Here is a 23,399-nt window from a genome sequence, read left to right on the forward strand (position 1 = left end):
CGTCAGCGGTCCTTGACCTCGTCGTACGCGGCCAGCGCCCGGCGCCGCGACTCCTTGAGGTCGACGATGGGCGACGGGTAGGCCGCGAGGCCGCCGTCGGACTGGTCGTCGGCGTCGTCCTCGGCGCTCGCGACCAGGTCGCCCATCGCCTTCCACGGCTCGTGCACGACGTCCCGCGGCGCGTGCGCGAGCTCCGGCACGTACTGGCGGATGTACTCGCCCGACGGGTCGAACTTCTGGCCCTGCAGCACCGGGTTGAAGACGCGGAAGTAAGGCGCCGCGTCGGCCCCGGATCCCGCGACCCACTGCCAGCTCGCCGCGTTGTTGGCCGCGTCGGCGTCGACGAGCGTGTCCCAGAACCACTGCTCGCCGTGGCGCCAGTCGATCAGCAGGTTCTTGATGAGGAACGACGCGACGACCATCCGCACGCGGTTGTGCAGGTGCCCGTCCTTCCAGAGCGCGCGCATGCCGGCGTCGACGAGCGGGACGCCCGTCTCGCCGCGCTGCCACGCGCCGAGGGTGTCGTCGCTCGGCTCGTCCCACGGGAAGGCGTCGAAGCGCGGCGCGAAGTTCCGGGTCGCGAGGTCGGGCTGGTGGTACAGCAGGTGGTAGCTGAACTCGCGCCAGCCGAGCTCGGAGAGGAACTTGGTGGCGTTCACCTCGTCGCCGCCGACCTTCTTGCCGCGCGTGCGCTGGATCCGGTGCCACACCTGGAACGGGCTCACCTCGCCCCAGCGCAGGTACGCGGAGAGCCGCGAGGTCGTCATCGCCGCGGGCTCGTCGCGCTGGGCGGCGTAGTCCTCGAGCTCGTGGTGCACGAAGTCCTCGAGGCGCTGCAGGCCGGCGGCCTCGCCGGGGTCGCACGCCTCGCGGAGGCCCGCCGCCCAGTCCGGCTCCGTCGGCAGCAGCTCCCAGTCGTCGAGGTCGTCCGAGCGGGGGGCCGTCCGCGGCGCGTCGAGCTCGTGCGGCGCGGGGAACGGCTTCCGCGGCTCCTCCCGCTCCTGCGCGGTCTTCCAGAACGGCGAGTAGACGCGGAACGGCTCGCCCTGCTTGTTGGCGACGGTCCACGGCTCCACGAGCAGCGATCCCTGGAAGCTGCGCACGTCGAGGCCGCGGTCGCCGAGGCGCCTCTTGATCGAGGTGTCGACGGCGATCTCCGCCCCGCCGTAGCGGCGGTTCCAGAGCACGGCGCCGGCGCCGACCTCCTCCACGACGTCGTCGAGGATCCCGGAGGCCGCCCCGCGCCGCAGCACAAGCGGCGAGCCGAGCTCCCGCAGCGACTCCCCGAGGCGCGACAGGCTCATGTGCAGCCACCACCGCGCGGCGCCGCCGAGCGGACGGATCCCGTCGCTCTCCTCGTCGAGCACGTACAGCACCACGATCGGCTCGCCGCGCTCGACGGCCGCGTGGAGGGCCGGGTTGTCGGCCACGCGCAGGTCGTCGCGGAGCCACACGACCGTCGGCCCGTGGGCCTCGGCGGCGCCCTCCCGGTCGGCGGATCCGCGGTCGGGGGCGTCGTCGTCGCTCATGCGTCGAGCCTAGGACGGTGCCAGGGCGGCCGACCCGGCCGGCGTCGCTGCGCGGACGGAGCCGGGCGGCACGTAACATTGCACACGGCAGTGCGCGTCCGTCCGGGTCCGACCGCCGACACGGATCCATCGTCGTGGAGAGGCCCATGGACAACGACAGCACCGCCCTGCCCCCCTCCGCCCACCCCGGACGCGGGCTCGCCCCGCCGGTCTCCGCGGTGATGGTGGCCGGGGACGCCGGCTCCACCATCGCGCGCTCCCTCGCGTCGCTCCTCGCGCAGACCGTGCCGCCCGAGCGCGTCTTCGTCGTCGTCGCGGGCAGCCGCGACGACACCTTCGCGGTCGCCCGCACCTTCAACGGGCGGCACGCGCGCCGGGAGCCGGGCCCGGGGCCGTCGAGCACCGCCGTGACGGTGATCGACCGCGGCCCGCGCGAGGACTCCCTCCGCTCCGCCTACGACTTCGCGCTGCGGCTCGTCGGCGACGACGCGTCCGTCCTCCTCGTCTCGCCCGACGCCGAGCTGGATCCGCGCGTGCTCGAGCTCCTCGCCGCCGCCCTCGACCGCGAGCCGCGGGCGACGACCGCGTCCGCCCGCCTGGACCCGCGTCCGACCGGCCGCCGCGGACCGGTCGCGGCGGGGCTCCGGCTGCTGCAGCGCCACTGGGCGATGGGCGCGGTCGAGACGGGCACCGACCTCGGCCTCTCCGGCCCCGTGCCGCTCGCGCCCGCCACGCTCCTCCGGCTGCCGCTCCGCGACGCCGCGTCGGCGGATCCGCGCCCCTCGGCCGACGCCATCGTCACCGCCCTGCTCGCGGGCGCCGACCGGACGACCCTGGTACCCGGCGCGACCGCCCGGGTGGACACGGCCGTCAGCTGGGCGACGCTCCGGATCCGCCGGGACAGGTGGAGCGCGAGCGTCGGCCGTCTCACGCGCTCCGGCGCCGGCGCCGGCGTCGACGCGGGCGACCGGCGCCGCGCACGCCTCGCCGCCCTCCGCATCGGCGTGGGGCCCGTGCTCCGCGTCCTCTCCTACGGCCTCGCGGCGCTGTACCTGGCGGCCGCGGCGCTCGAGGGCACCCTCCAGCCGGCGTGGTGGTGGGTGCTGCCCCTCCTCGTCCGGCTGCCGCTGCACCTCCGGACCCTGCGGAAGATCCGCGAGCGCACCGTGGCGGACGTCGTCTTCGGCGCCACCTACGTGCCGCTCGAGCTCGGCGAGGCCGCATACGGCGTCTCCCGGATCCGGGACGGCCTCCGTCGCCTGTCGCCGCGCGCCGGGCGAAGGCCGGCGCCCGGATCGGCGGCGACGCCGTGGGGCGTCGTCGACGCCGTCGCGGCGTCCGTGGTCGCGGCGTCCGTCGCGGTGGTGCTGGGCCTCGCGGCGGCGGGCGGACCGGCGGGCGGCGCCGTCACGTCCCTCGTCGGCTGGGCGGCGGTCGTCCTCACGGCCGTCGACACGGCCATGGCGCTGCTCCGCCTGCTCGTCGCGCACGGCGGGCCCTTCGCCCGCGCCGACGACGCGGCCATGGGCGGCCGGTCGGCGCTCTAGGCCTCGGCGACGCCCCCGCGCAGCTTGTCGGTGAGGGCGCGCAGGGTGTCGAGCTCCTCGGTGCTGAGCGCCCCGCCGACGGTCGCGGCGATCGACTCCATGTGCACGCGCGCGACCGCGCGGAACGCGGCGTCCCCGGCTTCCGTGAGCCGGACGATCGTGGCGCGTCCGTCGCTCTCGTCGCCGCACTTCACGACGAGTCCGCGCGACACGAGCCGGTCGATGAGGCGGCTGACGCTCGGCTGCGTGAGGAGCACGTGCTGGTTGAGGTCGCGGAGGCGCAGGCGGCCCTCCGGCTGGCGCGAGATGTTGAACAGCACGTCGTACTCGTTGAACGAGAGGTCGCGGCTGGGGAACTCGGCGGAGAGGCGGCGCATGACGCTGACCTGGGCGCGGAAGAGCGACTCCCAGGCCCGTACGGCGTCCGCGGTCTCGCCCACCAGGCCTCCTCGTCGGTGCGCACCCGCATCTGGATCGGGCAGCGCTCTCGATCGGGAGTCTACTGACGGCGGGGTGGGGTGACGCTCGGCGTCGACGTGCCCCGGACATGACTGAGGGCCGACCCCAGAGGCATGGGGCCGGCCCTCTCCCTTGCACCAGGAGTGTCCTGCGATCACATTCCGTCTCCACCGCCACAGCAAACGGTGGGGACGAGATGACTGTATAACGATCCCGTAACGCCGCGCTACCCGGATCGGGGCCTGCGCGCTGGGAGTCCGCCGACAGCTCCGCAAGGAGGGGCTGGGTCCGGCCGACCGCGCCTCAGAAGAGGTCGGGCGACGCGGTGCTGGCGTGGTTAACGGCCACGTCCGCGTGGCGGTCGAAGCGGTAGCCGGCGCCGCGCACCGTGCGGACGATCTCCTCGTAGCGGCCGAGCTTCGAGCGCAGACGGCGGATGTGCACGTCGATGGTGCGCTCGTTCGGCACGTCGTCCTCGTCGGCGGCCGACCACAGGGACGCGATGAGCTCCGAGCGCTCGATGGTGCGGCCCTCGCGGAGGACGAGGTACTGCAGCAGCTCGAACTCCTTGTAGGTGAGCGGCGCGACCTCCTCGTCCAGCACGACGCGCTTGCGCGACAGGTCGACGACGACGCCGCTCGTGGCGCGCTCCTCCTCGTCCGGCTGCTCGCGGTGCTGGGCGACGGCGGCGGGGTCCTGGAGGGCGAGCCGCACCACGTCGATGTCGCGCCCGCCGGCGCCCTCGGGGGCGAGGGCGACGGCGGCGTGCGTCTCGATGCCGGGGGCGAGCTCGGCGGCGAGGCGCTTGAGGGCGGCCACGACGGTGCCGAGGTCCGTGCCCGCGGATGCGGCCTTGAGCTCGTCGAGGCCGACGTAGAGGGCGAAGCCGCGCGCCTCGGTGCCCTCGGGCACGGCGCGGAGGCGGGCGGGGCGGGCGACGGGAGCGGCGGTCGGCGCGGCGGCGGGAGCGGGTGCCGGCTGCGGGCGTCGGACGGACGGCGCGAGCGGGGCGGCCGCGCGGAGGACGGGAGCGGCGGGTGCGGATCGGAGGGGGGTGCGGGCGGGGTCGATGGTCGCGAGCGACATGGCGGTGTCCTTGTGATGATGCGGGTGCGGCGCAGCGTGGGTGCGCGGGACCTCGGGGAGTGCGAGACGCCTCAGGGGGCGGATGCGCCGGTGACGGCGGGGAGGGTCGGCGACGGACTCGTCGCGGGACCGCTCAGGCGAAGGGCGCGGGTCAGGCCGACATTCGACAGGACATCGCGACACGGCCGGGCATCATCATGCCGGCGACTCCCGAGGCCTCGGAGGAGGTCAGGACGTGCGCGTTCAGAGTCATGGGGAGAGCTTGCACGGATCCGTGCGCCCGTGTCAACAGCAGTGGCGGGAATCGTGCGGGACGCGCAGGAATCGTGCGTGGGCGGACAGCGGCGCCCGTTCCCGAGGGGAGCGGGCGCCGGAGTGCGCGGGCGTGGATCAGTGCGCGGCGGTGCCGTACAGGCGGTCGCCCGCGTCGCCGAGCCCGGGGATGATGTAGCCGACCTCGTCGAGCTTCTCGTCGAGCGCGCCCAGCACGATGGTGACCTCGCGGCCGGCGGTCGCCTCCTCGACGGCCCGGAGGCCCTCCGGCGCGGCGATGAGGCAGATGCACGTGACGTCGACGGCGCCGCGGTCGAAGAGGTACTCGATGGCCGCGATGAGGGAGCCGCCCGTGGCGAGCATCGGGTCGACGACGAAGCACTGGCGGTTGGAGAGGTCGGTGGGCAGGCGCTCCGCGTAGATGTCGGGCTGCAGCGTCTCCTCGTTGCGGACCATGCCGAGGAAGCCGACCTCGGCGCTCGGCATGAGGCGCATCAGGCCGTCGAGCATGCCGAGGCCCGCCCGGAGGATGGGGACGACGAGCGGCTTCGGGTCGCTGAGAGTGAGGCCCTCGGCCGGCGCCACGGGCGTCTGCACCGTGATGGTCTCGACGCGCACGTCGCGCGTGGCCTCGTAGGCGAGGAGCGTGACGAGCTCGTCAGCGAGGCTCCGGAACACGGGGGAGGGGGTGGTGCGGTCCCGCAGCGCCGTCAGCTTGTGCGTGATGAGCGGATGGTCGGCTACGTGGACTCGCATAGGCTCCATTCAATCAGCAAGGGGGAACGCGATTGGACCTCCACGTGCCCGACGACTTCGATCGCTGGATGGCCGTGGCGCTCGACGAGGCCCGGGCCTGCGCGGCCACCGGCGACGTGCCCGTGGGCGCGGTGGTGGTGGACGCATCCGGCGTCGTCATCGGGCGCGGACGGAACCTCCGCGAGGCACGTCAGGACCCCACGGCGCACGCCGAGGTGGAGGCGCTCCGCGAGGCCGCCGCGACGACCGGCGACCGGCATCTGGTGGGGACCACGCTCGTCGTCACGCTCGAGCCGTGCGTGATGTGCGCGGGCGCGATCCTCGCGGCGCGCGTGCCCCGCGTCGTCTTCGGCGCGTGGGACGAGAAGGCGGGCGCGGCCGGATCCCTCTACGACGTGCTGCGGGACCGCCGGCTGCCGCATCGCGCGGAGGTGTTCGCCGGCGTCGCGGCGGACGAGTGCGCGGCGCTCCTCGACGGCTTCTTCGCGGAGCGCCGCGCGGGCGCCTGATGCGGCGCCCGGCGCGACTCCGGCGTCAGCCGCAGATGGGGCAAGTGGGCGTCGGCTGGATGTTCCGGTGCGCACCGTGGGAGTGAGGGACGCCGATGTCCCGCAGCTGCGAGGCGACGTCCCCGCCGGTGGCCGCCGCGGTGGTCCGGGCGGTGGTGATGCTCGGTCCGTGCAGCGCCCCGGCCTGGGCCGTGCTGGTCGCCGTGAGGACGAGCCCCAGGGCGAGGGCTGCCGCTGCCGCGGCCTTCGTGGCGTGCGTCATCGGGGGTCTCCTCCGGTGGCGGCGTGCTCGGAGCGGTGCGCTCGGGCATCTGCCGTGGACGGATCGCGACGACCGTCCCGGCGGCATGGTCGCAGCCCGGGGCCGGTCCGCGAGCGGTCCGTGCACACGGTGCCGCGGAGTCGGACGCGCTCGATGCGAGAGGAGGTCAGCGCGTGGCGACCCGCACGTCGGGCTCGAGGTAGACGACGCGCGCGACGGGCACGGCCTCGCGCACGCGGCGCTCGATGGCGTCGATGCCGGCGGCCACGTCGCCCAGCGAGCTGGTGGCGGGCATCGCGATCTTCGCGGCGACGAGCAGCTCGTCCGGGCCCAGGTAGAGCGTCTTCATGTGGATGATCGACTCGGCCTCGTGGCCGGCGGTGATGGCGGCGCGGATGGCCGCGAGGTCCGGCTTCGAGGCGCCCTCGCCGACCAGCAGGCTGCTCATCTCGACGCCGAGGACCACCGCGACCGCCACGAGCAGCACGCCGATGAGCAGGGTGCCGATGCCGTCGTAGATGCCGTCCCCCGTGAGGATCGATGCGACGACGCCGAGCAGGGCGAACACCAGGCCGGAGAGCGCCGCGGTGTCCTCCAGCAGCAGGACGGGGAGCTCGGGGCTCTTGGCGCGGCGCACGAACTGCACCCAGGTCTGGTTCCCGCGGAGCGGGTTCGACTCCTTGATGGCCGTGCGCAGCGAGAACGACTCGAGGGCGATCGCGATGAGCAGCACGACGATCGGCAGCCAGGGCACGTCGAGCGGCTCCGGGTGCTCGATCTTGTGGATGCCCTCGTAGAGCGAGTACACGCCGCCGACGGAGAACAGGATGATCGAGACGATGAAGGCGTAGACGTAGCGCACCCGGCCGTAGCCGAAGGGGTGCTCCTCGTCCGCGAGGCGCTTGGCGCGCTTGCCGCCGATGAGCAGCAGGATCTGGTTGCCGGAGTCGGCGAGCGAGTGGACGCCCTCCGCGAGCATCGAGGACGAGCCGGAGAAGAACGCCGCGATGAACTTCGTGATGGCGATGCCGACGTTGGCGGCGAGGGCGGCGAAGATCGCCTTGCTGCCGTGCGATTCGCTCAAGGCGGGACCTCCTCGACCGGCGGGGCGGGCGTGGGCCGGCCCGGGCGCGCATGCCCCGGTCGCCTCAGCCTAGCCACGCGCCGGGGCCGTGGGACCCGCCGGATCGCGGCCGGGCGGTCCCTAGGATCGGGGCATGCCCGACGCCTCCCGCCCCACCCCGTCCGCCCCCGCCGAGGTCGTCCGCCTCCCGTCGCTCGCCATGCTCGGCACCGGATCCATGAACGGCGCCGTCCTCGGCGGCCTCCTGCAGCCGGGCGTCGAGGTCGACGGCGACGTGCGGGTCACCACGCGCTCGGCCGCCAGCGCCGCGGTCCTCGGGTCGCGGGAGGGCGTCGCGGCCGCGAGCGTCGAGGAGGACGCCGACGCGAACCGGCGGGCCGTGCGCGGGGCGCGCATCGTGGTCGTCGGCGTGAAGCCGCACCTGGTGCCCGACCTGCTCCGCGAGGTCGCGGACGACCTGGAGCCCGGCGCGCTCGTGATCAGCGTCGCGGCGGGCGTGACCGTCGCGACCTTCGAGTCGCTGCTGCCCGAGCACGTGGCCGTCGTGCGCTCGATGCCCAACACGCCCTCGCTCGTCGGACGCGGGGTCACGGGCCTCGCCGCCGGCACGCGGTCGACGCCCAACGACCTCGCGCTCGCCCGGTCCGTGTTCGCCACGGTCGGCGACGTGGTGGAGGTGCCCGAGGGCCGCATCGACGCGCTCAGCACGATCTCCGGATCCGGCCCCGCCTACGTGTTCCTCCTCATCGAGGAGCTGACGCGGACGGCTGAGGCCAAGGGCTTCAGCCCCGATGAGGCGCGCGTGCTCGTGCAGGGGACCTTCCGCGGCGCGGTCGAGCTGCTGGCGGCGTCGGACGACGAGCCCGCCGAGCTGCGTCGCCGGGTCACGAGCCCCAAGGGGACGACCGAGCGCGCCGTCGAGGTCCTGCAGGCGGCGGACCTGTCGGGCCTGTTCGACCGGGCGACCGACGCCGCGCTCGCCCGCGCCCGCGAGCTCGCGGCCGGCTGACCCGAGCGGCCGGGGTCCGCGACCGGGCGATCAGGACAGCGAGGCGAACCGCTCGATGTCGGCCGAGGTGCCCGACACGATGATGAGGTCGTGGTTCGAGACGACGGTCTCGGCGGTCGCGTACGTGAACGGCTTGCCGGGCGTCTTCACGCCGACCACCGTGATGCGGTAGCGCCGCCGCACCGACGACTCCGCGAGCGCCATGCCGCGGATCGGCTTCGGCGGGTACATCTTCGCGAGCACGAAGTCGTCGTCGAACTCGATGAAGTCGAGCATCCGGCCCGACACGAGGTGCGCCACGCGCTCGCCGGCCTCCGCCTCCGGGTAGATGACGTGGTTCGCGCCGATGCGCTCCAGGATCTTGCCGTGCGACTGGCTGATGGCCTTGGCCCAGATCTGCGGGATCTTGAGGTCGACCAGGTTCGCCGTGATGAGCACGCTCGCCTCGATGGAGGAGCCCACCGCGACGACCGCGATGGAGAAGTCCTTGGCGCCCAGCTGCTGCAGCGCCTCGATGTTGCGCGCGTCGGCCTGCACCGCGTGCGTCACGCGGTCGGACCACTTCTGCACCAGGCCCTCGCTCGCGTCGATCGCGAGCACCTCCCGGTCGAGCCGCGCGAGCTGCCCGGCGGTCGCGGCGCCGAAGCGTCCGAGCCCGATCACGAGCACGGGGGCGTTGTGGGGGATGCGTTCGCCCATGGTGGGGCCTTCCTGCTGCGGTGGATGCGGGGACGGGTGGGGGGGGGCGCCGGCTCAGCCGACGATCGGACGCTCCTCGGAGCGCTGGAAGAGCTGGCGGCGCGTGCTCGCCGCGAGCGCGGCCGCGAGGGTCACGGTGCCGACGCGCCCCAGGAACATCGTGGCCGCGAGCACGTACTTCGCGGGATCCGTGGCCTCGGCCGTGAAGCCCGTGCTGAGCCCCGAGGTGGCGAACGCGCTGATGGCGTCGAAGAGCACGTAGTCGAGGCGCTCGCCGGAGATCTGCAGCAGCACGATGCTGCTGAGCGCCACGGTCGTCGCGCCCCAGAGCACGATGCTCACCGCGAGGCGCAGCACGTCGCTCGGGATGCGGCGCTCGAACACCTCCATCGACTCGCTGCCGCGGGCCTCGGCGAAGGCCGCGAGGAACAGGATCGCGAGGGTGGTGACCTTGATGCCGCCGGCCGTGGACGCGGATCCGCCGCCGATGAACATGAGCATGTCGGTGACCAGCAGGCTCGCGTTCCCGAAGTCGGCCATGTCGAGCGTGGAGAAGCCGCCGGAGCGCGTCATCACCGAGAGGAAGAGCGCCTGGAACCCGTGCTGCACGGGGTCCATGAGCGCGAAGGTCCTCCTGTTGTCCCACTCGAGCACGACGTAGGCGAGCGTGCCGAGCACGATGAGGATGAGCGACGTCCAGAGCGTGAGCTTCACGTGCACGGAGAACCGCCGCGGCTTCCGCCAGCCGCGGTACACGGCGTAGATGACGGGGAAGCCGATGCTGCCGAGGAAGACGCCGACCATGAGCAGGCTGAGGAACCAGTAGTCCCGGTGGTACAGCTCGAAGCCGGCCTCGCTGAAGACGAAGCCCGTGTTCGTGAAGGCCATGAGCGAGTAGTAGAAGGAGTCGAGCGCGGCCTGGCCGACGGGGATGCCCTCCAGGAGGATCCGCGGGAACAGCAGCGCGGCGATCGACAGCTCGATGACGAGCGCGCTGATCGCGACGGTGAGCAGCAGCGTGCCGATCTCGCCGAGCTTCACGGCCTGGCCCTCGGCGACGGGACCGTGGTGGATCCGCAGCGGGTTGCTGTCGCTGGCCGCCATGAGCCGGGCCTTGAGGCCGAGGCGGCGCGACACGATGAGGCCCATGATCGACGCGAGCGTGAGCACCCCGATGCCGCCGATCTGCACGCCGAGCGCGATGAACGCGTGGCCGAGCGGGGTCCAGTAGGTCGCCATGTCGACGGTCGCGAGGCCCGTGACGCAGATGGCGGACACGGCCGTGAAGAGCGCGTCGGCGAACGGCGCGGTGTCGCCCGTCGACGTCATGCCGGGGAGCATGAGGATCGTCGTGAGCGTGAACACGAGCGCCGCGAAGATGAGGATGGCGAAGCGGGCCGGCGTGGAGTGCGCGAAGTAGTCGAGGAAGTCGCGGATGCGACCCAGCAGCGGGCGCCCGTGATCCGGCTTGACGCGCATGGTCCCCTGTCCGCTCCGAGGCCGGTCGGCCCGGATCGTCATGGTACTGCGAGTGCGCGACGGAATACCCTTCGGGCATGGCTGACATCTTCGACGTCGTGTCGGATCCCACCCGACGCGACCTCCTCCGCGTGCTGCTCGACCGACGTGCCGTGCCCGAGGCGCCCACCGGCGAGATCAGCGTCTCCGAGCTCGTGCAGACGCTCGGGATCAGCCAGCCGACCGTGTCGAAGCACCTGCGGGTGCTGCGCGACATCGGCCTCGTGTCCGTCCGCGAGGAGGGGCAGCACCGCTACTACCGGCTGGAGCCCGCGCCGCTCGAGGCGCTCGAGGCCTGGGTCGCGCCGTTCGCGGCGGCCGACCGCGTCGCCGCCGACGACGGCCACGCCGACCCCGACACCGGGCTGCTCGGCGGCGGCCTCTCGGCGGATCCCGACGGCGAGGACGGCGGCGACCCGGCCGGCTACCCGTTCGCCGCGTCGCTCGGCCGCATCTGGGCCGACACCCGCTACCAGGCGGCCGCCGCGGTGCACGACGCGACCCGTGTCGCCGGCTCCGCCGGGCAGGCGTCGCTCGGCCGGCTGCGCGGCCGCAAGCCGGGGAACGCACGGGACGTGTGATGCAGGATGTGACACGATGGACACGCGTCCACCCGGACCCCTAGACTCGCGCACCAGCGCCCGCATCGCGGGGGCTACGAGGTCCGTGAGCCGGTCACGCAGAACGAGGAGTCGATCCGCCCATGTCGCGTGACCTGTCCGACGTCCGATTCCTCACGGTGGCCGAGGTCGCCGAGATGATGCGCGTCTCCAAGATGACCGTCTACCGCCTCGTGCACTCGGGCGACCTGCCCGCCATCCGCTTCGGCCGCTCGTTCCGCGTGCCGGAGTCCGCCGTGCTCGCCGCGATCGACCCGTCGAACGCGCTGCCCGGCGAGCCCGGGGAGGCCTCGCGTCACTCCGGCATGTCGGATGTCGGCTAGACTCCTCTGAGGCTATTTTCCGCGGGTCACCAGAGCCCGCGTGTTCCGTCCGGCAACAGATGAGGTGCCCCTATGGGTTCAGTGATCAAGAAGCGTCGCAAGCGCATGGCGAAGAAGAAGCACCGCAAGCTGCTTCGCAAGACGCGCCACCAGCGTCGCAACAAGAAGTAGAGCGCACGCGTCCACGAGGGCGCCGAACGCGACGAGAGGACGCCGACCCGGAGACGGGGCGGCGTCCTCTTCGTCTGTCCGGGGAGCGCGCCGGGCGGAGGGCCGAGGGCGGAGGGCGCCGCCGTCAGCCGGCGGTCGCGCCGCCCGCCTCCGCGGCCTCGCGCCGCACGCGTCGACGGGCGTCGCGGATGCTCGCGCGCTGCAGCCGCATCGACGGCCAGCCCGCCGTGCGCGCGTGCGCCGCGAGCGCCTGGTCGGGGTTCACCACCACCGGGTGCCCGACCAGCGTGAGCAGCGGGATGTCGTGCCGCGAGTCGGAGTACGCCCAGCACGCGGCCGCGTCCGCCCCCGTGCGCGCGAGGAGGGCCCGGGCCGCCGTCGCCTTGTGCTCGCCGTGCAGGAACTCGCCCGCGAGGCGGCCCGTGTAGGCGCCCGCCTCGACCTCGAGCGCGCTGCCCAGCGCGCCCGTGAGGCCGAGCCGCCGCGCGATCACGTCGGCGAGGAACGACGGCGACGCCGTGACGAGCCAGACCTGGTGGCCATTCGCGAGGTGCTCGCGCGCGAGGTCGAGCGTCTCCGGCCAGACCGTGGCGGCCGTGTGCCGCACGTACACGTCGTCGGCCAGCCGCGCCATCTGCGCCACCGTGACGCCCGTCACGATCTGGAGGCCGCGGGCGCGCGCCGAGGCGAGGTGCCGGTCGTTCTCGCCGCGGGCCTTGAAGCGCGCGTGCTTCCACCCTGCGCCGACGATGTCGCGGGTCGTGAGGAGGCCCGCCGCGCGGAGTCCGCGCACGAGGTGGAACACGCTCGCGCCGTGGATCAGGGTGTTGTCCACGTCGAAGAACGCGAGGACCGGGGCGCCCGCCTGCTCGACCATGATCGGGCCAGCGTAGGCGACGCTCCCGCGCCCCGCCCCCGACGGTCCCGAGGGCGGGGCGACGGCCGGGCTCGCCTACGCTGGGCGGATGAGCGCAACGGTCCTCACCCTCGTCGGCAAGCCCGGCTGCCACCTCTGCGACGACGCCCGCGACGTCGTGACCCGCGTGCTCGGCGAGCTCGACCCGGCGCGCGGCGCCGAGGTCACGCTCGAGGAGCGGAGCATCCTCGACGACCGCGCGCTCGCCGAGGAGTACGCGGAGGAGATCCCGGTGCTGCTCATCGACGGCCGCGTGCACAACCACTGGCGGATCGACGCCGGCCGGCTGCGCGCCGCGCTCGACGCCCGCTGACCCGGGCCGTCCGCCGGCGCGTGCCGCGCGCGGCTAGGGTCGTCGCATGACCCTGCGCCACGTCGTCTCCTGGAAGCTCGCCGACCGCGATCCCGCCGCCCTCGACCGCGACGCGGCCCGCGCCGCGGAGGCGCTCGGGACCCTGCCGGCGCTGGTGCCCGGCATCCGGTCCTTCCAGGTGGGGCGCGACGTCGTCGGATCCGCCCGCAGCCACGACCTCGTGCTCATCGCCGACTTCGACGACCGCGCGGCCCTCGACGCGTACGACGTGCACCCGGAGCACCAGCGCGTCGCCGCCGTCGTGCGGAGCCTCGTGTCGTCCGCGGCGTCGGTCGACTTCGAGGTCTGACGTCGCCGCGGATGACCGCGTGACCGGACGCGACGGGGGCTCCCGGGCGCCCCGGCGCCGCATCACGCTCGCGCAGGTGGCGGAGCGCGCTGGGGTCTCGCGGTCCGCGGTCTCCTTCGCCCTCACGGGGCGGACCGACCAGCGGCTCTCCGTGGACACGATCGAGCGGATCCGGCAGGCCGCCGACGAGCTCGGCTACCGCCCGAACATGACCGCCCGGACCCTCCGCACCGGCCGCTCCGGCACGGTCGCGCTCGTGTCCGACTTCGTCAGCAGCACGTCGCACGCGAACTCGATGGTCCGCGGGGCGCTCGACGCGCTGCGCGAGCGGGACACGATCCTCTTCACCGTCGACACGCAGGGCGACGCGCGGCAGGAGGAGCAGCTCCTCGAGAGCCTGCTCGGACGGGCCGTCGACGGCGTGCTCTACGCCTCCATGTTCACGCGCGTCGTGGAGCCGCCCGCCCTCCTCGACCAGGTGCCGCACGTGCTGCTCAACTGCGTGCCCGCCCGCGGCACGGCGTCGGCGGTCGTGCCGGACGAGGACGCCGCGGGCCACGACGCCGCGCGCCTGCTCGTCGACCTCGGCCACCGGGATCGGATCTGGTTCGTCGGCGGCCTGCCCGCCGGGGTCACGGGCGGGCCGGCGTGGCGCGGCTGGGCGCCGCTCGCGCTCGAGGAGCGGCTCGCCGGGGTGCGCCGCGCGCTCGCCGACGCGGGCCTCGTCCTCGCGGGCGTGCGGGACGTGGAGCGCGACTGGGACACGGCCGACGGACGCGACGCGGTGGCCGCGCTGCTCGGATCCGGGGCCCGGCCGACCGCCCTCGTCTGCGCGAACGACGCCGTGGCCGCGGGGGCCTACCAGGCGCTGCACCGCGCGGGGCTGCGCGTGCCGGAGGACGTGTCGGTGGTCGCCTTCGACGGGAGCGCGATCAGCCGCGCGCTGGATCCGCCGCTCGCCTCGGTCGCGCTGCCGCAGCTGGAGCTCGGGCGCCTCGCCGTGGAGCTGCTGTTCGACCGGGAGGCGGAGCCCGCCGTGCACCGGATCCCGATGGCCCTCGCGGCCGGGGCCTCGGTCGGCCCCGTCCGCTGAGGAGTGGGAACGGGACTTCCGGTCGGGTGCTAGATCGTTGTAGCATCCTGTCCGCGCGCCAGGTGCCCGACCGGGTCGCGATCTCACGACGCATACGAAGGAGTATGGGATGACCGCTGTCGAGGGGGCCCGCGTGGCCCCGAACGCCTGGTGGGTGGGCTTCGTGTGCGGGATGGCGACGTTCGTCGACGCCGCCGCCACGACGGGCGTGGGGATCGCGCTCGTGCTCTTCCTCGCGCCGCCCACGGGAGGACCCGGGCTCACGGGCGCGGAGGTCGGCTACCTCACGGCCGTGCTCACCGCGGGGGTCGCCGCCGGCTCCCTCCTCGGCGGATGGGCGGGCGACCGGTTCGGCCGGCGCCGCGTGTTCCTGACCACCATGACGCTGATCGTCGTCGGGTCGGCCACGCCGTTCCTCGGCGTCTCGATCGACGTGCTGCTGCCTGGGATCGCGCTCATCGGCGTCGGGGTGGGCGCGGACCTGCCGGTGGCGCTCGCGACCGTCTCCGAGGCGGCGACGGACCGGAACCGCGGCAAGATCCTCGTGTTCTCGAACCTGCTGGGCGGCTTCGGGATCCTGATGGCCGTGGTCATCGGCATCCTGTTCGGCCAGGCGGGGCCCACCGGCGGCCACGTGATGTTCGGCGCGTTCGGCGTCGTCGGCCTCGTCGTGCTGCTGATGCGCGCCACCATCCCCGAGTCGGCGTCCTGGCTCGTCGCGCGCCGCGAGCGCTCCGACGGGGCGCGCACCGTGCGGGCGCAGCGGGGGCGGATCCGCGACCTCGGCCGGCCCGCGTACCGCCGCCCGTTCGCGACCCTGCTCGTCTACTACACGCTCGCGTCGCTGGCCATCAGCGTGGCCGGGAGCTTCGGCACGTACGTCGCGGTCAGCGTCGCGGGCGTCCCGGTGGACCGGTACCAGTCGTGGACGATCCTCGCGATGCCGGCCGCCGTGCTCGGCGCGCTCTGGTTCATGTCGGTCGCGGACACGCGGTTCCGGATGCCGTACTTCGTCGTCGGATCCGTCGTGGTGGTCGCGTCGAACCTCATCCCCGTCGTCCTGGGCTTCAGCCTGCCCACCCTCGTGGTGTCGGTGGTGCTCTCGACCTTCGCGGGCGCCTTCTGCTTCGAGACGATCATGAAGGTCTGGACGCAGGAGTCCTTCCCGACGCTGCTGCGCTCCACCGCGCAGGGCACCGTGTACGGGGTCGCGCGCTTCGCGACGGCCGGCCTCAACGCCGTGACGCCCGCGCTCCTCGCGCTGGACCCGCAGGGGGTCTACGTCGGCGTCTCGGTCGTCGCGGCCGCCGGCTTCCTCGTGGGGTGGATCGGCTTCCGGCGCGCGCGCGGCACCGCGTTCGACGTCGAGGGCGACACCGTGCCGCCGACGGCCTCGGTGCGGACCGTGGAGGCGGTCGCGTGAGCCGCTCGGCCGGCGCGATGCGCATCCGCCCGTTCGAGGCGGCCGTGCGAGGGCTCGTGCTCCGCGGGTCGCAGCACCTCGCCGACGCTCCCGGGCCACGGCCCACCGCGGTGCTGATGCACGGCTTCGGCGGCTCGCGCGTGGAGACGACCGGCGTCTTCGTGGCGCTCGCGCGGCGGCTCGCGGAGGCGGGGATCGGCGTGGTCGCCTACGACCGCGCGGGCCACGGCGAGAGCGACGGCGAGTTCCTCGACACCACGGTCACGGGCGACGTGGCGGACGCGCGGCGCGTGCTCGACGCGGTGCGGGCGCTGCCGGAGGCTGATCCGGACGACGTGCACCTCGTGGGCATGAGCCTCGGCGCCGTCGTGGCGTCGGTCGTCGCGGCGGAGGAGACGGCGGCGGGGGCGCGGATCCGGTCGCTCGCGATGTGGTCGACCGCGGCCGTCTTCGTGGACGACATCCGCGCGGGCACGCTCCAGGGCCGGTCGCTCGCGTCGCTCGACGACGACGGCTGGTTCGACTTCGCCGGGATGCGCATGGGTCCGGCCATGCGGGACGATGCGCTCGGCTTCGATCCGTACGCGCGCGCCGCGGGATACGACGGCCCGGCGCTGCTGCTGCACGGCACCGAGGACTTCGTGCCCGTCTCGTACGCCCGGCGGTATCTGGCGCCCGACGCGCTCGGCGACCGGGCGGACCTCGTGGTCGTCGACGGCGCGGACCACGGCTGGGCGCAGCTCCCGCAGCGCGACGAGGTGATCGCGCGGACGGTCGCGCACGTGGCGGCGCACGCTGGGGGCGCGGCGGATGCGGACGGCGCGGCGGGCGGGCGGGACGCGGACGGCGCGGCGGGCGGGCCCGCGTGAGCGGGGGACCGCGGGTCGCGGAGGCGCCGGGGAGCGGCGAGGTCGTCGCGCTCGGCGGCGGATCCGTGCGCGTCCACGGCCACCTCGGGCTCGTCCCCGTGCCGGGCGGGGTGCGTCCGGTGCGCCTGCCCGTGCACCGGTGGCGCGACTTCCCGCCCGCTGGCGAGCTGCTGCGGGCGCAGGTGTCCACGGCGGGCGGCGTGCGGATCCGCTTCGAGACGGAGGCCAAGGCGGTCCGGCTCCGGGTGCGCTGCACGCGGATCCACTTCGACGAGCTGCCGGGGCCGCGCAACGCGTTCGTCGCCGAGGTCGACGGCGGGGAGCTCCCGCCCGTCACGGCGCCGGTGGACGTCGTGCGCCGCATCTCGTCCGCGGGCGACACGGCCGAGGAGACGTGCGTGGGCGACGCGGGCGGGGCGTCCGCGGTCGTGCTCGCGGGGCTCGGACGCGGGATGACGACCGTCACCGTCTGGCTGCCGCAGGGCATGGTCGTCGACCTGCTCGCGATCGAGGCGATCGGCGGCGCCGGGCCCGTGCGGGCCGCGGCGCCGCTCGGGCTGCCGCGTTGGATCCACCACGGCAGCTCCATCAGCCACGGCGTGGAGGCACCGGACGCGACGGGACCCTGGCCCGTGGTCGCCGCGCGTCGGGCGGGCCTCGACCTGGTCGGCCTCGGCTTCGGCGGGCAGTGCATGCTCGACCCGTTCGTCGCCGACGCCATCGCCGACGAGCCCGCCGACGTGATCTCGCTGAGCGTCGGGATCAACGTCGTCGGGGCGCGGTCGATGGACCAGCGCACCTTCGTGCCCGCCCTGCACGGCTTCCTCGACCGGGTGCGGCGCGGGCACCGGGAGACGCCCGTCGTGCTGGCGTCCTCGATCCTCTGGCCGGGCAGCGAGCACGTGCCGGGGCCGCCCGGGGTCGAGATCCGCGACGACGGGTCGGTGCGCTGCTTCGCGGCGGGCGACCCGGCCGACGTGGCGCGGGGCGCGCTCACGCTGGCGGAGTCGCGGATCCACGTGCGGCACGTCGCTCGCGTGCGCGCCGAGGCGGGGGAGCGGATCCACCACCTCGACGGGCTCGCGCTGTACGGGCCCGGCGACGTGGAGCGCTTCCCGCTGCCGGACGGGCTGCATCCGGACGCGGCGCTGTACGCGGAGATGGGGCGCAGGTGGGTGTCGCGGGTGTTCGCCGACGACGGGCTGGTGCCGCGCGCGGGCCTGCTCGCCGCGGCCGGCGGCTGACGCGCGGCTGACGAGCGCGCGTCGGACGGGTCGCGCCCGGGCGCCCGTGCCGGCGCGCGCCGGGAGCGCACGTGGGCCGATGCGGGAGGATGGGCGCCATGGCGGAGCGGGTCGAGGTCGAGCGGGTGTCGGTGGTCGTCGACGGGGTGCCGCTCCTCCGGCCGACCGACCTGACCGCCGCCGCGGGCGAGGCCGTCGCCGTCACCGGCCCCAACGGCGCGGGGAAGACCACGCTGCTGCGGGTGCTGGCGGGGCTCACCCGGCCGAGCACCGGATCCGCGCGCGTCGCCGGCCGCCCCGTCGACGAGCGGCGCGCGGAGTTCCGCCGCGCGGTGTCCGGGGCCATCGGGCACCCGCCCGTCGCCCGCGACCTCACGCTCGCCGAGCACCTCGCCGTGATCGCCGCCTCGTGGGGGAGCGACGCGGACCGGGCGCGCACCCGGGCCGCGGACCACCTCGAGCGCTGGCGCCTCGCGCCGCTGGCCCGCCGCTTCCCGCACGAGCTCTCCTCCGGGCAGTCGCAGCTCGCGGCCCTCGCCATGGCGACGGTGCGGCCCTACGACGTACTGCTCCTCGACGAGCCCGAGCAGCGGCTGGATCCCGACCGGCTCCAGCTGGTGATCGGGATCCTCCGCGAGGAGCTCGAGGATGGTCGGACGCTCGTGCTCGCGACGCACAGCCCGGTGCTGCGGGACGCGGTGGCCCGCCGGAGCGTCGCGCTCGTCGGCGACGCGGCGTGAGGGCGGGCCGCGCGCTCCGCGTCGTCCGGGGGATCCGGGACGAGCGCGGCGGCGCCTCCGCCATGGACGTCGCCTACGCCGTCTACGCGGGCGCGCTCGTGGTGCTCATCCTCGGCTTCCCGCTGCTGCGGGCGGTCGTGATGGAGCTCGCGGAGCCGGCCGCGGCCGCCGCGCTCCGCGCGCACGGCCCGACCGCGACCGCCGCGACATGGGGGATCGCGGCCACCGCCCTCCTCGCGGCCGGCGGCGCGCGGGGGCCCGCGCTCCTGTCGCCCTTCCTCGCGTCGGCGCTCGGCGGCAGCGCGCTCCCGCGCGCGGCGGTGCTGCGACGGCCGACGGCGCAGGCCGTCGTCGGCTGGGCGGCGCTCGGCGCGCTCGTCGCGGTGCTGCCGGCGCTCGCGCTGCTGATCGCGGGCGACGCGGATCCGATCCCGGTAGTCGCCTTCGCGGCGGGCGGGGCGCTCGCGGGCGTGGCGGTCGCCGGATGCTGGCTGCTCGGCCAGCGGCTGGCCCCGGGGGCGCGGGCCGCGGTCGGCGCGGTGCTGCTCGGATCCACCGGGCTCGGCCTCCTGACGCGCGCGCCCCTGCCGCCGTGGGGCGCCCTCGCCGCGCTCTTCCCGGGGACGGCGACCGGGTCCGCGGGGCTGCCGCCGGGATCGGTCGCGGCGCTCGGCGTCCTGGCGGCGATCGCCGTCGTCGCGGTCGCGGCGGCCCCCATGCTGCTCCGGGGCCTCCGCGGACCGGACCTCGTCGCGCAGGCCCGACGGTGGGAGGCGGCGACGACGCTCGCGACCACGGGCGACCTCGCGATGGCGGCGGGCGGCTTCCGGCCCGTCCCGCGGATCGGGCGCGGGCTCGCGGCCGTGCGCGGGCGCTCGCTGCCGACGCTGATCCTGCGGCGCGACCTCGTCGGATCCCTCCGCACGCCGGTCCGCGCCGCCGCGGCCGTGCTCGGCGTCGCGACCTCGGGCGGCCTGGTCGCGACGGCCGTCGGCGGCGCGGGCGTCGGCCTCGGGATCCCGGCCGCCGCGGCCGCGCTCGTCGGCTTCCTCGCGCTCGGCGTGTGGGCCGACGGGTTCCGGCACGTGGTCGACGTGTCGTCCGCCCCGCCGCTCTATGGGATCCCCACGGGCCGGCTGCTGGCGCTGCACGCGATCCTGCCGGCCGCGGCCGGGGTCGTCGGCGCGCTGGTGGGCGCGGGCGTCGCGGTGACGCAGGGCGCGGATCCCGCGGGGCTCCTGGCCGCGCCCGGGATCGCGCTGGTGCTCGTGGCGGTGCGCGCCTTCGACGCCGCCAAGGGGCCGCTGCCGCTCGAGGTCATGGCGCCCGTGGTCACGCCGGCCGGCGACGCCTCCGCGCTGGTGGTCGCGGCGTGGCAGGCGGACGCGCTCCTGCTCGCGGGCGGATCCGCGCTGGCGGTCGTCACGGCGACCTCCGCTGCGGGTCCGCTCGGCGCGGCCCTGGCGCTGCCGATCGCGGCGGGCATCGCGTACCGGGCCCGGCGCCGGATCGCGAAGGGGCGCGATTAGGCCGGACGCGTCCCGGGACCGCGCAGCACCGCCGTCGCGAGGAAGCCGGCGCCCGCGACCAGCTCGATCGTCCAGTAGACCGGGCTCGTGGTCGCGCCGAGCAGCGCGAGCCCGTACACGCCCTCTGCGGCGAGGATCAGCGCGAGGCCCGCGACCGCCGCGATCGCCCAGCCCCGCGATCCGTGCCGCACGAGCGCGGCGCCGAGGCCGATGACGGGGCCGGCGACGAGGCCCACGGGGATCCACGTGCTGGACAGCGGATCCGCGAGGAAGTCGCCACGCCACAGGCTGACGACGCCGTACGCCTCCACCATCGCGACGAACGACACGGCGCCCAGCACGGCGCCGAGCGGCGGACGCGCGCGCGAGAGCCACACGCCGAGGAACGCAAGCATGCTCCATCCGCCCGCGGAGTTCGCGAACGACCGCAGCTCGTCGGGCAGCGCGCCCTGCGCCGGGCTGGTGAGGCCGCCGACCACGAGGCCCGTGACGAGGACGACGGCCGTCGCCGTGATCCCGCTGCGGAGCGTCTCGCGCTGCTGGGCGGAGGAGACGGAGGAGGCGGAGGCGCCGGGGCCGGTGGGGACGGTGCTGCTCATCTCCCGAGCGTCGCAGCCACGGCCCGCCCGGTCATCGCCCGCGCGGCCCATGCGCGTCCGCCGCGCGATGCAGAGCGCAGGCGCGGGAGGCCGGTCCCGGTCAGTCGCCGCCGAGCTCGTGCGCGGGTCGCCGGGGCTCGCTCTGCGGCGGCTCGGGCAGGAGGTGCAGGCCGGTCGCGGAGTTCGCGCTGTCCATCAGCACGTCGACCCAGGCCGGGTTGATCGCCGGGGGCCGGCTGCCGGAGAACCGGAAGTGCAGGGGGAGCTCGGGCGCGATCCAGACCGTGCTGCGCCCGTCGCCCTCGGCGGCCGGGTACTTCCACGAGAACGCGAAGCTCTCCTTCCGGCGGAGCTTGCCGAGCATCACGATCTGGAGGTGGGCGAGCGCGCGGTCGTCGATCGTGGTGCGCGTCGTCGCGTCGTAGATGAGCTGGCCCACTGCTCTCCCTCTCGGCTGGGTGCTGTGCGACACATTACGGCACCTGGGGAAAGTCGGGCGGATCGGGAGCGCGCGCACGTCCGGGAGGCGGACATCGCCAGCGCCGGAGATCGCGGGCGGACGCCCGACGGGCGTCAGAAGGCGAGCGCGGCCCGCACCCGCCGGGCGACCTCGCGCGGGGCGAGGCCGTCGGTCGCGACGACCGCCTCGGCGAGGCCCGCCCGCTCCTGCCGCGCGGCGAGATCGCGGAAGCGCGCCAGGTGCCAGTCGAGCGCGGCCGCGCGATCCGCGTCGTACCGGGACCGCAGCCGCGCCTCGACGACGGCGTCGGACGCGGTCAGGCGCACGCACCGCACGTCGACCCCGAGCGCCTCTCGGTACCGGTCGAGGTCGGCGCGCTCCGCGAGGACGCCGCTGACCACCAGCTGCCGCGGCCCCGCCGTCCGGTACGCGGCCCAGGTGGCGGCCATCGCGCGGGCCTCGACGAGCACGTTGTCCGGATCCCCCGGCGCCGTCGGCCACGACCGGTGGAACCCGTCCACGTCCATCAGCGCGAACGGCGTCCCCTCGGCGGCGAGCAGGTCGCCGAGGTGGTCGAGCACGGCGCTCTTGCCGACGCCGTAGGTGCCGTCGAGGAACACGGCGGGCGGGAGGGCGTCAGCCATTCGAGCAGGTCTCCTCCGAGGCGGTCTGGCCGGTCACGCCCTCGGGCAGCACGGCCGGCGCGGACGGGTCCGCGGAGGGCGCGGCACCCGTGTCGGGCGTCGGCGTGCTCGGCGCCCCGGCCGCGGGCTGCGGCGCGGCGACGCCCTCGCCGGTGCTCCCCGGCGCGAGGGTGAAGTCGGCGTCGGCCGCGATGAGGCGGATCATCTCGTCGCCCTTCGCGACGTCCTGCGCCACGCGCCCGCTCTCCAGCCGGATGCTCGGGTACTGCACGAAGGTGAACCGGTCGAGGGGGATGTCCTTGACCGTGAGGGCCAGCGACGCGATCGCGGCCGGGCTGTCGAGCGAGGTCGACAGCACCATGTTGTCGATGGCCGCGCGCGCGATCCCGTACACCTTGGCCGGGTTCGTGAGCGTGTCCGTCGCCGTGATGGTGCGCAGCAGCGCGCTGAGGAACACCTGCTGGTTGCTGATGCGGGAGATGTCGCTCTGGTCGCCCACCCCGTACCGCGTGCGGAGGAACTGGACGGCTTCGCGCCCCTGCAGCGGGTGGATCCCGGGCTGCAGGTCGAGGTCCGTCTTGCGGTCGCGCAGGCGGTTGGCGATGCAGACAGGCACCCCGCCCACGGCGTTCGACATCTCGACGACCCCGGTGAACTGGATCAGGCCGCCGTACGGGACCTCGAGGCCCGTGATCGCCTCGACGGCCCGGACGACGCACGGCAGACCGCCGTGCTTGAGCGCCACGTTGATCTGCTCTCCGGAGGCCGCGGGTTCCTCCGTGCCGTCCGGACGGGTGCACGCGGGCATGTCGACCAGCATGTCGCGCGGGAAGGAGACGACGGTCGCGCGCGTGTGGTCCTCGCTGATGTGGAGGAGCATCGTGACGTCGTTGAGGTTGCCCGTGTTCACGGTGGGGTCGGTGCCGTAGCCGTCGCCCTGGCCCTCGCGGGTGTCGCCGCCGACCAGCAGGACGTTCGCCCCGCCGTCGATCCCGCCGATGGACGGCGGCGGCGCCTGCCCGTCCCCGATGTCGACGGCGTTGTCCTGCACCGTCCGCGCGAGGTCCCACGCGGCGACCGCGGCGACGGATCCGGTGCTCACCACCGCGACGGCGGCCACGACGACGACCGCCAGCGCCGCCGTCCGCACGCCGCTCGGCCTCCGCAGCCGGCCGTGCCGGGCGATGCCGGGAGCGGTGCGCCGGTCGGGTCGCGTCTCGTGGGGCATGCGGGCTCCTCGGCGTCGGGCGTGCGGCCGTCCCGGGCGGATCGGCGGTGCCTGCCACGCTACGGACCGGGTCCCGGCGGCGGTTCCCCCGAGCGATGTAGATCCGCGCGCGTCGCCGCGACCCGTCGCCCCGCCCCTGCGCCCGTG

At 75.1% G+C, this 23,399-nt stretch carries 27 protein-coding genes; 14 read left to right on the forward strand and 13 right to left on the reverse strand.

Going from position 1 to position 23,399, the window contains the following annotated elements; translation table 11 throughout:
• Positions 1-2: 2 nt before the first annotated feature.
• Positions 3-1,529, reverse strand: a complete 1,527-nt coding sequence (locus FGG90_RS13780; protein WP_094126459.1) for a cryptochrome/photolyase family protein — start codon at positions 1,527-1,529, stop codon at positions 3-5.
• A gap of 146 nt (positions 1,530-1,675) precedes the next feature.
• Here FGG90_RS13780 and FGG90_RS13785 point away from each other — a divergent pair, with 146 nt between their 5' ends.
• Positions 1,676-3,076, forward strand: coding sequence for a glycosyltransferase family A protein (locus tag FGG90_RS13785; protein ID WP_094126458.1), 1,401 nt, complete (start codon positions 1,676-1,678; stop codon positions 3,074-3,076).
• On the opposite strand, the gene FGG90_RS13790 is transcribed toward FGG90_RS13785, so the two are convergent.
• The 3 genes from FGG90_RS13790 to upp form a co-directional block, all read right to left on the reverse strand.
• A complete protein-coding gene (locus FGG90_RS13790; RefSeq protein ID WP_237583428.1) occupies positions 3,073-3,516 on the reverse strand; it encodes a MarR family winged helix-turn-helix transcriptional regulator in 444 nt (147 codons plus the stop codon). The genes FGG90_RS13785 and FGG90_RS13790 overlap by 4 nt on opposite strands.
• A 322-nt stretch (positions 3,517-3,838) precedes the next feature.
• Positions 3,839-4,621, reverse strand: a complete 783-nt coding sequence (locus FGG90_RS13795; protein ID WP_210433013.1) for a winged helix-turn-helix domain-containing protein — start codon at positions 4,619-4,621, stop codon at positions 3,839-3,841.
• Positions 4,622-5,011: 390 nt separating this feature from the next.
• Entirely contained in the window at positions 5,012-5,650 is a 639-nt protein-coding gene (gene upp, locus FGG90_RS13800) for a uracil phosphoribosyltransferase (protein WP_094126457.1), read from the reverse strand.
• A 68-nt stretch (positions 5,651-5,718) separates the two neighbouring features.
• On the opposite strand from upp, the gene tadA reads away from it, so the two are divergent.
• A complete protein-coding gene (gene tadA / locus FGG90_RS13805; protein ID WP_210433085.1) occupies positions 5,719-6,159 on the forward strand; it encodes a tRNA adenosine(34) deaminase TadA in 441 nt (146 codons plus the stop codon).
• Between the two features lie 25 nt (positions 6,160-6,184).
• On the opposite strand, the gene FGG90_RS13810 is transcribed toward tadA, so the two are convergent.
• Together FGG90_RS13810 and FGG90_RS13815 are read right to left on the reverse strand one after the other, a co-directional pair.
• Positions 6,185-6,421, reverse strand: coding sequence for a hypothetical protein (locus tag FGG90_RS13810; protein ID WP_094126455.1), 237 nt, complete (start codon positions 6,419-6,421; stop codon positions 6,185-6,187).
• 166 nt (positions 6,422-6,587) lie between these two features.
• Positions 6,588-7,505, reverse strand: a complete 918-nt coding sequence (locus FGG90_RS13815) for a cation diffusion facilitator family transporter (protein WP_094126454.1) — start codon at positions 7,503-7,505, stop codon at positions 6,588-6,590.
• A 133-nt stretch (positions 7,506-7,638) separates the two neighbouring features.
• On the opposite strand from FGG90_RS13815, the gene proC reads away from it, so the two are divergent.
• Positions 7,639-8,514 (forward strand): pyrroline-5-carboxylate reductase, encoded by an 876-nt coding sequence (gene proC / locus FGG90_RS13820; protein ID WP_094126453.1) that lies wholly within the window; start codon positions 7,639-7,641, stop codon positions 8,512-8,514.
• 30 nt (positions 8,515-8,544) lie between these two features.
• Here the strand turns inward: proC and FGG90_RS13825 are convergent, their stop codons facing one another.
• Together FGG90_RS13825 and FGG90_RS13830 are read right to left on the reverse strand one after the other, a co-directional pair.
• Positions 8,545-9,213, reverse strand: coding sequence for a potassium channel family protein (locus FGG90_RS13825; protein ID WP_043671599.1), 669 nt, complete (start codon positions 9,211-9,213; stop codon positions 8,545-8,547).
• Positions 9,214-9,267: 54 nt separating this feature from the next.
• Positions 9,268-10,692 (reverse strand): TrkH family potassium uptake protein, encoded by a 1,425-nt coding sequence (locus FGG90_RS13830; protein WP_094126452.1) that lies wholly within the window; start codon positions 10,690-10,692, stop codon positions 9,268-9,270.
• Between the two features lie 77 nt (positions 10,693-10,769).
• On the opposite strand from FGG90_RS13830, the gene FGG90_RS13835 reads away from it, so the two are divergent.
• The 3 genes from FGG90_RS13835 to FGG90_RS13845 all read left to right on the forward strand — a co-directional run bounded on the left by FGG90_RS13835 (position 10,770) and on the right by FGG90_RS13845 (position 11,845).
• Complete coding sequence (locus FGG90_RS13835; RefSeq protein WP_094126451.1) at positions 10,770-11,312, forward strand: ArsR/SmtB family transcription factor; 543 nt, start codon at positions 10,770-10,772, stop codon at positions 11,310-11,312.
• 122 nt (positions 11,313-11,434) lie between these two features.
• Entirely contained in the window at positions 11,435-11,674 is a 240-nt protein-coding gene (locus tag FGG90_RS13840; protein WP_094126450.1) for a helix-turn-helix domain-containing protein, read from the forward strand.
• A 72-nt stretch (positions 11,675-11,746) separates the two neighbouring features.
• Positions 11,747-11,845 carry a 30S ribosomal protein bS22 gene (locus FGG90_RS13845; RefSeq protein ID WP_003792170.1) on the forward strand — a complete coding sequence of 33 codons (99 nt, stop codon included), beginning with the start codon at positions 11,747-11,749 and terminating at the stop codon, positions 11,843-11,845.
• A gap of 124 nt (positions 11,846-11,969) precedes the next feature.
• Here FGG90_RS13845 and FGG90_RS13850 read toward each other — a convergent pair whose 3' ends face one another.
• Positions 11,970-12,722: an HAD family hydrolase gene (locus tag FGG90_RS13850; protein WP_094126449.1), complete on the reverse strand. Its 753-nt coding sequence runs from the start codon at positions 12,720-12,722 to the stop codon at positions 11,970-11,972.
• An 88-nt stretch (positions 12,723-12,810) separates the two neighbouring features.
• Between FGG90_RS13850 and FGG90_RS13855 the strand changes: the two genes are divergently transcribed.
• From FGG90_RS13855 to FGG90_RS13890, 8 genes are all read left to right on the forward strand, one after another.
• Positions 12,811-13,074 (forward strand): glutaredoxin family protein, encoded by a 264-nt coding sequence (locus tag FGG90_RS13855; protein WP_094126448.1) that lies wholly within the window; start codon positions 12,811-12,813, stop codon positions 13,072-13,074.
• Positions 13,075-13,120: 46 nt separating this feature from the next.
• Positions 13,121-13,423: a Dabb family protein gene (locus FGG90_RS13860; protein ID WP_094126447.1), complete on the forward strand. Its 303-nt coding sequence runs from the start codon at positions 13,121-13,123 to the stop codon at positions 13,421-13,423.
• A gap of 19 nt (positions 13,424-13,442) precedes the next feature.
• Positions 13,443-14,516 carry a LacI family DNA-binding transcriptional regulator gene (locus FGG90_RS13865; RefSeq protein ID WP_237583430.1) on the forward strand — a complete coding sequence of 358 codons (1,074 nt, stop codon included), beginning with the start codon at positions 13,443-13,445 and terminating at the stop codon, positions 14,514-14,516.
• Between the two features lie 109 nt (positions 14,517-14,625).
• Complete coding sequence (locus tag FGG90_RS13870; RefSeq protein WP_094126446.1) at positions 14,626-15,939, forward strand: MFS transporter; 1,314 nt, start codon at positions 14,626-14,628, stop codon at positions 15,937-15,939.
• Entirely contained in the window at positions 15,936-16,808 is an 873-nt protein-coding gene (locus FGG90_RS13875) for an alpha/beta hydrolase (RefSeq protein ID WP_237583432.1), read from the forward strand. Before FGG90_RS13870 ends, FGG90_RS13875 begins: the two co-directional genes overlap by 4 nt.
• Complete coding sequence (locus FGG90_RS13880; protein ID WP_094126445.1) at positions 16,805-18,052, forward strand: GDSL-type esterase/lipase family protein; 1,248 nt, start codon at positions 16,805-16,807, stop codon at positions 18,050-18,052. The genes FGG90_RS13875 and FGG90_RS13880 overlap by 4 nt, the downstream gene beginning before the upstream one ends.
• Positions 18,053-18,150: 98 nt before the next feature.
• On the forward strand, positions 18,151-18,792 hold the full coding sequence (locus tag FGG90_RS13885; protein WP_094126444.1) for an ABC transporter ATP-binding protein: 642 nt from the start codon (positions 18,151-18,153) through the stop codon (positions 18,790-18,792).
• Positions 18,789-20,321 carry a hypothetical protein gene (locus FGG90_RS13890; protein ID WP_094126443.1) on the forward strand — a complete coding sequence of 511 codons (1,533 nt, stop codon included), beginning with the start codon at positions 18,789-18,791 and terminating at the stop codon, positions 20,319-20,321. The genes FGG90_RS13885 and FGG90_RS13890 overlap by 4 nt, the downstream gene beginning before the upstream one ends.
• Here the strand turns inward: FGG90_RS13890 and FGG90_RS13895 are convergent.
• From FGG90_RS13895 to FGG90_RS13910, 4 genes are all read right to left on the reverse strand, one after another.
• A complete protein-coding gene (locus FGG90_RS13895; protein ID WP_210433012.1) occupies positions 20,318-20,920 on the reverse strand; it encodes a DUF6518 family protein in 603 nt (200 codons plus the stop codon). The two genes, FGG90_RS13890 and FGG90_RS13895, sit on opposite strands and share 4 nt — an antisense overlap.
• Positions 20,921-21,020: 100 nt before the next feature.
• Positions 21,021-21,359 carry a DUF7882 family protein gene (locus tag FGG90_RS13900; RefSeq protein ID WP_094126442.1) on the reverse strand — a complete coding sequence of 113 codons (339 nt, stop codon included), beginning with the start codon at positions 21,357-21,359 and terminating at the stop codon, positions 21,021-21,023.
• A 134-nt stretch (positions 21,360-21,493) separates the two neighbouring features.
• Positions 21,494-22,024 carry an AAA family ATPase gene (locus FGG90_RS13905; protein ID WP_094126441.1) on the reverse strand — a complete coding sequence of 177 codons (531 nt, stop codon included), beginning with the start codon at positions 22,022-22,024 and terminating at the stop codon, positions 21,494-21,496.
• Positions 22,017-23,252: an LCP family protein gene (locus tag FGG90_RS13910; protein WP_094126440.1), complete on the reverse strand. Its 1,236-nt coding sequence runs from the start codon at positions 23,250-23,252 to the stop codon at positions 22,017-22,019. Before FGG90_RS13910 ends, FGG90_RS13905 begins: the two co-directional genes overlap by 8 nt.
• Positions 23,253-23,399 lie beyond the last annotated feature (147 nt).

The sequence above is a fragment of the Clavibacter michiganensis subsp. tessellarius genome, assembly GCF_021922985.1.
Classification (GTDB): domain Bacteria; phylum Actinomycetota; class Actinomycetes; order Actinomycetales; family Microbacteriaceae; genus Clavibacter; species Clavibacter tessellarius.